Raw genomic sequence first — 6,623 nt, forward strand, 5'->3', positions numbered from 1 at the left:
CGTCCGCGTTTTCCCGCCCGGTGTCACTGTCCTCACCGAACGCCTCGGTGTACTCGGCGCTGGTGGTGATGAACTCGCCGGCCTCCTCCTCGGCCTCACCGCGCACGTCCACGGTCAGCTCGAAGGACTGGGGGACGTCTGCGGCAGAGGGGTCGTACTCCCGCTGGACCTTGATGTACTGGCCCCCGGGGACGGAGTAGGCCTCGGCCCCGCCGCTGGAGATCCGTCGGTTCGGGTGGATGTGCTCCTCCAGCACGCCGTTGGCGTACGAGCCCTCTCCGGGGCCGATGATCGACAGGTCGCCGGTGCCGTTCACTCCGCTTCCCCCAGCGTCGGGGTCGGACATGAAGGACATGTGCTCACGCAGCGGGTTGTAGGCGAGGGCCCAGATCATGAGGTTGTCCTCTGCGTCCGAGGTGATGTCCACTCGGGCGGCCAGGGTCTGGTTGGTCGCGGCGTCGATCTTGAAGTACTTCGCCTCGCCGGGGACCAGCGTATCGGTGATGGTCTGTCCGGACTCGATCGGTGTGGCGTCGTTGAAGGAGCCGCCGCCGGCGACCTGCTCTGCCTTGGCGGTCTTGACGTCCTTGAACTTCGGGCTCGGTGCCGGGGAGCCGGAGGCCTTCTCCTGCTTGGCGTAGGCCACCATCAGCTCCAGGGGGATCTCCTCGTCCGAGGCGGTGTCGGCGGCGTGGACGACCTCGACGACCACCTCGTCGTCCTTGGTCAGGCAGTTATCCCGGGTGTCCTCGCTCAGCTCCTTGCTGAAGGAGTCATGCTCGAACCAGTGGACGGTCGCGTGCATGCCGCTGCCGTGCGGCGGGACCACCGTGTCCCTCAGCGAGCTGCAGGTCTCGTAGGGGCGTTCGGACAGGTCCACGGGCCGGATCCAGACATCGCTGTTGCCCAGCATCTCGTGGGTCTCGCGGTCCTTGACCACCGTGGCTGTGACCACCGGGGTGTAGCCCTCGTGGTAGGGGATCCGGTAGTAGCGGCGGCCGGCAGAGTCGTCACCGTCGTCCTCGTTGCCCTTCTGGGTGGCGATGGTGTCCGTGAACTGCCCGGCGCTCATGCGGGGCGCGTCCTCGGCGCTTCTGCCGCCTTCCACGGGGGTGCCGGCGGTCTGGTAGCCCTGCAGGGCGCGGGTGGTCTGGGTGGTCAGGGTCTCGGTGAGCTGCTCGGCGTCGTCGGCGGAGGAGTAGGTGCCGCCGGTGGCCTCGGCGATGCACTCCAGGGTCTCCTGGGCCTTGGTGTTGCCCTGCAGGCGGAAGCCGATGGTGTGCACGGTCAGGTCGATGCCGTCCTCGGCCAGCTGCTGGGCGATCTCGCAGGCCGGGGGCTCGTCACAGGTGGGCTCGCCGTCGGAGACCAGGACGATGGACTTCTCGCCTTCGACGTCCTTCAGTTCGTCCGCGGCGTGCTGCAGGGACTGGCCGATCGGGGTGCCGCCCTGGGCGTCCAGGGCGTCGACCTTCTTCGTCAGCTTCTTGGCGTCGACCTTCGCGACCTTCTGCAGGGTCTCGATCTTCGTGCAGGTCTTCCGGTCCGCGTGGCCGAAGGCGACCATGCCGAGCTTGGCGTCCTCGGGGGTCTTCTCGATCAGGTCTTTGGTGGCGTCCTTGGCTGCGTCGATGCGGGCGGTGCCGTCCTGGTCCGCGTCCTTCTCCAGCATGGACTCGGAGTAGTCCATGACCACGACGACCGGCTGCTGGGAGGTGCCCGGGGTCTGCTCCTTCTGCTGCTCGGCCAGTGCGGGGGCGGCGGTGAGCGAGGCGAGGCCGAGCAGGCCTGCGGTGGTCGCGGCGGCGAGGACCGGACGACGCCCGGTCCGGGTGCGGTGGGTCTGTGCGGCGGCGCTGGCCTGGTGCTGCATGACGTCGATCCTCCAGGTGTTCTGTGGCCGCCCCTCCGGCGACCACTCCCTTGCGTTTGCTGTTGCAAACATACCCCAGGTGATCGCAAATGCAAACACCAGGCGCGAAGGATTCTCGTCCACCGCGGCGACGAATCGGTGAACTCCCGCTCGACTGCAGGTGAAACGCCAGGTCAGAGCCGCCTTCCCCGCTCGGCATCCTGACGCTCCGCACATCACGACGACGGCCGCCCGCCTCCGCCGGACCCCGCACCCTCCGGTGCGGTTCGGTTGAAGGCGAGCGGCCGTCGTCGGTCAAGCACTGGCGGGAGCACAGGTCCCGGCGGCGCTCAGGAAAGGTGGATCACTGCCGCGCGGATCACTCCTTTTCGGTGGCCGGCTCGGCGGCCTCGGTGTCCACGTCGCGGCCCTGCGGCTCGTCCGACTCGGAGTGCTCGCCGGTGGCCTCGAAGCGCTTGATGGAGGCCTCGAGCTCGGCTTCGGCGGCCGCGCGGCCCTCCCAGCCCTCGGCCTTGACCCACTTGCCCGGCTCCAGGTCCTTGTAGCGGGTGAAGAAGTGCTCCAGCTCCTTCTTCAGCCACTCGTCGATGTCCTCGAGCTCCTGGATGTGGTCGAAGCGCTTGTCCGCCGGGACGCACAGGATCTTGGCGTCGCCGCCGCCGTCGTCGGTCATGTTGAACACGCCGACCGGGCGGGCCTCCACCACCACGCCGGGAAGCAGGTCGAAGCCCGGCAGGAACACCATCGCGTCCAGCGGATCGCCGTCCTCGCCCAGGGTGTTCTCGAAGAAGCCGTAGTGGGTCGGGTACTCCATCGAGGTGAACAGCACGCGGTCCAGGCGCAGGCGGCCGGTCTCGTGGTCGAACTCGTACTTGACGCGCGAGCCGGCGGGGATCTCGATCGTGACGTCGTGCTCCATGACGCTCCTCAGGTAGGAAATGGGGGTTGGTCTGGGACCACAGTACCGGCGCAGCCGCAGGCATCCGCCATGATGGGACGTATGGGTCAGGTCATCGCAGGGCGTTTCGAGCTGCTCGCCCCGATCGCTCGCGGAGGGCAGGGGACGGTGTGGTTGGCGGTCGACCGCCGCATCGGACGCCGCTGTGCCGCCAAGGTGCTGGACCAGGCCGACTCCGCCTCCCTGCTGCGCTTCGTCCGCGAGCAGGGCGTGCAGGTGGACCACGCGCACCTCGCCTCGCCCTACGGCTGGGCCGCCGAGGACCACGAGGTGGCCATCGCCATGCCGCTCGTGGCCGGCGGGTCGCTCGAAGGCGCCCTCTCCGACTGGGGTGCACTCGGGGAGTCGCTGACCGCCGCGCTGCTGCTGCAGCTGCTGGACGGGCTGGCCGAGCTGCACGGCTCCGGCTGGATTCACCGGGACGTCAAACCCGGAAACGTGCTGCTCGACGCCACCGGTGCCGGCGCGCCCCATCTGCGGCTCGGGGACATGGGCCTGGCCATGCGCGACGACGACCCCCGCCTCACCAGCCTCGGGTACCTGCACGGCACGCCCGGCTACGTGCCCCCGGAGGCCTACACGGAGGCGGCCCCGGCCCCGGCGCAGGACCTCTTCGCCGCCGGCGTGACCGCATTGCGCATGCTCGACCCCGGCTGCCGACCACGGGACGTCGGCGAGATCGCACGGGTGCTCGCCGGCGTACAGGACGCCGGGCTGCGGCAGGTGCTGACCGGACTGGTCGCCGACGACCCCGACGCCAGGGTGCGCGCCGCCGCGCAGGCGCCTACCCGGCTGGCCGTGGTGGCGGCCGCGGGTCCCGGCGGTGGATACGTCACCGCCTCCGGCGAGCCGTTCGAGGTGTTCGACCAGCTCGAGGGGCTGGACGAGGAGTTCGACACTGCTGCGGCAGCCCAGGGCGGTGCGTCGGGGCCCTCACCGGCCGAGCCGGAGACCGAGACGCGGACCGTGGACCTGTCCCCGGAGCGGCCGACGAGCGTCCTGTCCGCCCCCGAGCGTGTGGAGGCAAGCGCCGCACCCGCGCCGCGGCCGATCGCCGCCGAGGCGGCCCCGCCCCAGGCAGCCCCGCCCCAGGGCGCGCATGCCCGTGCAGCGGCGGTCGGGGCCGGTGCCTCCGGCCCGGGTGCCGCTGGACGCGGCCGCTCGCCCCTGCTGGCCTGGACCCTGGTGGGCGCCGGGGTGCTCGCCGTGGTCGTCGCCTTCGTGATGCTCCTCGGCGGCGGAGGAGGGGACGAACCCGGGGACCAGGCGCCCACGGGACCGACCTCGACCGCTCCGGCGACCGACGCTCCGACGACCGACGCGCCGTCCTCCGCCGAACCGTCCTCCGACGTCGCGAGCTCGGAGCCGACGGCAGACGTCGAGACCTCCGCCGCGCCGACCGACGGCTCGGGCGCGGCGTCGTCGGAAGGCGAGGAGCCGTCGTCGGGTAGCGACGAGTCCACCCCACCGGCCACGGGACAGCCGAGCCCCGACGCGCCGGCGACCCCGCGCTCCACGGGGCGACCGAACCTGAGCAGTTCGGTGCGCGAAGGGCAGGGATGCATCCCCGCCGAGCACGGCACCGAGGTGATCGGCCTGGACGAGAAGCACCTGATGTGCACCTGGACCGACGGCGCCTACAGCTGGACCGTGGTCCAGGACTGAGCCGTCCGGCGCGACGGGCCAGAGGTTTCGCGTCTGCAAACACCTTTGGGATCATGGAGCGCATGACCGCCACACACGACTACGCAGAACAGCAGCGCGCCCTCTACGGCGCCCCTCTGGGCGAGCGCTTCGGCGTGGTCCTGAAGGAGTACGGCATCAGCCAGCGCACGCTCGCCGCCACGCTCGGCCTCTCCGCGCCCATGCTGTCCCAGCTCGCCAGCGCCCGGCGCATCAAGATCGGCAACCCCGCCGTCTACGCCCGCCTGGTCATGCTCGAGGAGCGCATCCAGGAGGAGGACAAGGCCGCCGTCCTCGCCGAGGTCCGCGAGTCCGACCCCGTGCTCACCACCCAGGTGCGGCCCACCTCCTCCCAGAACGCCGACGACGGCACCGCACCCGGGCACGACCGGCTCGCCTCCGCCCTGGCCTCCCTCGGCCGTCCGGCCGAGCTCACCTCCGCCGCGGAGGCCGCCGGAGAAGGGCCGCTCGCCTCGGTGCTGCGCCGGGCTGCCGAGCTGGCCGAGGGCCGCCGGTGAAGACCTCCCTGTTCGCCGCGGCAGCGGCCGCGCTGCTGGCCGCGTCGCCGGTCGTCCAGCCCCATCCCGGGGGCATCGGCCCGCTCGAGGGCGACCCGGCCCCGGCGGCGGTGCGGCAGATCGCGGAGGATGCGGCCACCGCGCCGATCCCCGCGGAGGACGAGGTCGCCTCCGTCCTGGCCGGGCCGCTCGCCGAGCATCCGGGCACCGCGCACGTGTCCGTCCGGGACGCGGTCACCGGGGAAGAGCTCTACGGGCAGAACCAGGATGCAGGGGTCGCCCCGGCCTCCGCGCTGAAGCTGCTCACCGCTGCCACCGCGCTGCGCACCCTGGGCTCCGAACGGCAGTTCCGCACCCGCACCGTGCTGGTGGACCCGGCCCGCTCCGCGGTGCACACCCAGCCGCAGCCGGCGAGCACCTGGCAGCCCGCGGCCCCCGCCCAGCCCGCGCCGGCGGCGACCACGCAGCCGCAGCCCTCCTCCTGGACGCCGCAGCTGACTCCGAGCTCCACGTGGCAGCCCCAGCCCAGCTCAAGCTGGGCCCCGAGTTCCTCGTCCTGGACCCCGAGCCCGTCGTCCACGTGGCAGCCGAGCCCGTCCCCCTCCGGGACGCCCTCGCCCACACCGACGCAGAGCCCCGTACCGGCACCGGAGCCGACTCCTTCGCCGAGCAACGCCCCGGCCCCGAGCCCCACGTCCGAGCCGAGCGAGAGTGCCGAGCCGAGCAAGAGCGGCGAGCCGAGCCAGAGCCCGAGCCCGTCCTCGGCGAGCCCCTCGGAGGGCGAGTCGGACGGCGAGGGCGTGCCGCCGTCGTCGTCCCCGAAGCCCTCCGGCCCGAAGCAGCTGGTGCTGGTGGGCGGCGGCGACGTCATGCTCGGCACCGGCGCCTCGGACGAGAAGCGTGTGGACGGCCGCGCCGGCCTGGTGACCCTCGCCGAGCAGACTGTGAAGGGCCTCGAGGAGCAGGGCGTCACCGGGGAGGTCGAGCTGTCCCTGGACCTGCGCCTCTACGCCGGCGACGGCGTGAACCCCGGCTGGAGCGAGGGCCTGCTGGAGGAGGGGTACATCTCCCGGGTCCAGCCCCTGGCGACCTTCGGCGGCCGTCCGCAGGCCGGCACCGCCGAGGAGCGCGTGGCCGACCCGGCCCAGTTCGCCGCGAAGCGCTTCCAGTCCGTGCTGAAGGAGAAGATCGCCGAGTCCGGCGCGGACCTGCAGCTTAAGGTCCGCGAGGACATCCCGCAGACCACGGTCCCGCGCGAGATGGTCGAGGAGTCCGACTCCGTGGGCGAGGTGCGCTCCGCCCCGCTGCGCGAACAGGTGGACTACATGCTGGCGCACTCGGACAACCAGCTCGCCGAGGCCCTCGCCCGCAACGCCGCCTACGCGGTCGGCCGCACCCCGGACCACCGCGGCGCCGCCGGCCTGATGACGGACGTGGCGGCGGACCTCGGCGTGGACACCGAGGGGATGGACCTGAAGGACGCCTGCGGGCTCAGCGGGCAGAACCGCATCAGCGCGTCCGCGCTCACCGGCGTCCTCGCCGCGTCCGCGGAGATGCCGCTGCTCAGCGCGGCGCTGGAGGGCCTGCCGAG

Annotated in this window: 5 protein-coding genes; 3 read left to right on the forward strand and 2 right to left on the reverse strand. The window is 72.2% G+C overall.

Features of this window, described 5'->3' with window-relative positions:
• A partial coding sequence (locus tag MLY01S_RS11490) for a vWA domain-containing protein (RefSeq protein ID WP_067192280.1) occupies positions 1-1,873 on the reverse strand: 1,873 nt, incomplete at its 3' end.
• Positions 1,874-2,231: 358 nt separating this feature from the next.
• On the reverse strand, positions 2,232-2,792 hold the full coding sequence (locus MLY01S_RS11495; RefSeq protein WP_067192283.1) for an inorganic diphosphatase: 561 nt from the start codon (positions 2,790-2,792) through the stop codon (positions 2,232-2,234).
• A 69-nt stretch (positions 2,793-2,861) separates the two neighbouring features.
• Here MLY01S_RS11495 and MLY01S_RS11500 point away from each other — a divergent pair, with 69 nt between their 5' ends.
• The 3 genes from MLY01S_RS11500 to MLY01S_RS13080 form a co-directional block, all read left to right on the forward strand.
• Positions 2,862-4,496: a serine/threonine-protein kinase gene (locus tag MLY01S_RS11500; RefSeq protein WP_082740149.1), complete on the forward strand. Its 1,635-nt coding sequence runs from the start codon at positions 2,862-2,864 to the stop codon at positions 4,494-4,496.
• Positions 4,497-4,558: 62 nt separating this feature from the next.
• Positions 4,559-5,032, forward strand: a complete 474-nt coding sequence (locus MLY01S_RS11505; protein ID WP_067192290.1) for a hypothetical protein — start codon at positions 4,559-4,561, stop codon at positions 5,030-5,032.
• Positions 5,029-6,623: D-alanyl-D-alanine carboxypeptidase (locus MLY01S_RS13080; RefSeq protein ID WP_067192294.1), on the forward strand; the 1,595-nt coding region annotated here is incomplete at its 3' end. The genes MLY01S_RS11505 and MLY01S_RS13080, both read left to right, overlap by 4 nt.

The sequence above is a fragment of the Micrococcus lylae NBRC 15355 genome (assembly GCF_001570885.1).
Classification (GTDB): Bacteria; Actinomycetota; Actinomycetes; order Actinomycetales; family Micrococcaceae; genus Micrococcus; species Micrococcus lylae.